Origin of the sequence: Enterococcus camelliae (genome assembly GCF_042685105.1) — a bacterium.
Lineage (GTDB): Bacteria > Bacillota > Bacilli > Lactobacillales > Enterococcaceae > Enterococcus_G > Enterococcus_G camelliae.
On the sequence record NZ_JBHUMO010000017.1, the window covers coordinates 1 to 1,543 of the forward strand.

3 protein-coding genes are annotated in these 1,543 nt (G+C 36.2%); all 3 read right to left on the reverse strand.

Annotation, left to right across the window (positions count from 1 at the left end; genetic code table 11):
- Positions 1-91 precede the first annotated feature (91 nt).
- The 3 genes from ACFSR0_RS03170 to rplM all read right to left on the reverse strand — a co-directional run bounded on the left by ACFSR0_RS03170 (position 92) and on the right by rplM (position 1,267).
- Complete coding sequence (locus ACFSR0_RS03170; protein WP_379979838.1) at positions 92-241, reverse strand: hypothetical protein; 150 nt, start codon at positions 239-241, stop codon at positions 92-94.
- Between the two features lie 171 nt (positions 242-412).
- Entirely contained in the window at positions 413-805 is a 393-nt protein-coding gene (rpsI, locus tag ACFSR0_RS03175; RefSeq protein WP_007207880.1) for a 30S ribosomal protein S9, read from the reverse strand.
- A gap of 15 nt (positions 806-820) precedes the next feature.
- On the reverse strand, positions 821-1,267 hold the full coding sequence (gene rplM / locus ACFSR0_RS03180; protein WP_379979840.1) for a 50S ribosomal protein L13: 447 nt from the start codon (positions 1,265-1,267) through the stop codon (positions 821-823).
- Between the last annotated feature and the right edge of the window lie 276 nt (positions 1,268-1,543).

Here is a 1,543-nt window from a genome sequence, read left to right on the forward strand (position 1 = left end):
AAAATCTCCTTATTGATTGTGTTGGAACTTCAATAATACACGATTTTTCGCTATGACGTTTTTTTATTGCTTGAAAGTGGCTAAGTTCATCTTACAATGAACCATTCTCATTTAATTTACCTAGTTTATACTTTAAAAATAAAACTATTCCAGAATCATCATTTGATAAGGCATAACATTTTTTAAAATCCCAATCCCAATCTTTTTCTTTAAACTTTTCTAACCAAATTTGTTCTTCCATTCCACCGACCTCCATATTTATGTTAACACAAATATACGTCATAGTTTTAAAAAAAGCAAGCATATATTTTTTATTTTCATATTATACGTCCCAACTATAGTCCCAAAACACAAAAAAAGACACCTTCCAAATAAATGGAAAATGTCTTGAAATGTTGATATATAGAATATATTAACGTTTTGAGAACTGTGAAGCTTTACGAGCTTTCTTAAGACCTGGTTTCTTACGTTCAACCATACGTGCGTCACGAGTAAGTAAGCCAGCTTGTTTAAGAGCTAAACGGAAGTCTGGGTCTACTTCTAGTAATGCGCGAGCGATACCGTGACGGATTGCGCCAGATTGTCCAGCATATCCACCACCGTTTACGTTTACGAAAACATCGTAAGCGCCTTTTGTTTCAGTAACGCCAAATGGTTGGTTGATTACTTCACGCAAGTCAGCGTGTGGGATATATTCAGTAACGTCTTTTTTGTTAACAGTGATTTTACCTGTACCTGGTACTAAACGTACGCGGGCCACAGCATTTTTACGACGGCCAGTGCCGATATATTGAGCTTGTGCCAATGAAATTCCCTCCTATTAGATTAAGTTTGTGATGTCCAATACTTCTGGTTGTTGAGCTGCATGTGGATGAGTTCCTTCAGCATATACGTGAAGTTTCATTCCTTGAGCGCGACCTAACGTGTTCTTAGGTAACATACCTTTTACAGAAGTTTCGATCAAACGACGAGAATTAGTTGCACGTAATTCACCAGCAGTTACTGATTTTAATCCTCCTGGGAAGTTTGAGTGACGGTAGTAAATTTTTCCTGAAGCTTTATTACCTGTTAATTTTACTTTATCTGCATTAATTACGATGACGAAATCACCAGTATCCACATGAGGTGTGAATGTTGGTTTATTTTTTCCTCGTAGAACAGAAGCTACGACTGCTGATAGACGTCCTAAAGGAACATCTGTTGCATCAACGACATACCATTTACGTTCTACTTCGCCTGGTTTGGCCATATATGTTGTACGCACAATTTTTTCCTCCAATTCAATTTCGAATGTTTACAATCATTTGAGTTTCCGGGGCTCTCATGGGGTAAACAATACCATTTAGTATGATACCCCAGAAACAGGTGAACCGTCAATGTTTTTCGTCTTTATTTTGCAACTATTTTTTCGTGGTAAGTTGTAAAATGAAATGCATAAAGAAATAAACAAAAAAATCATGTAGATACGTTATACTTAAAAGCGACAAAACCATAAGTATGAAAGAGGTATCTACATGACTAAAGCCAATTATACCACAGAAAA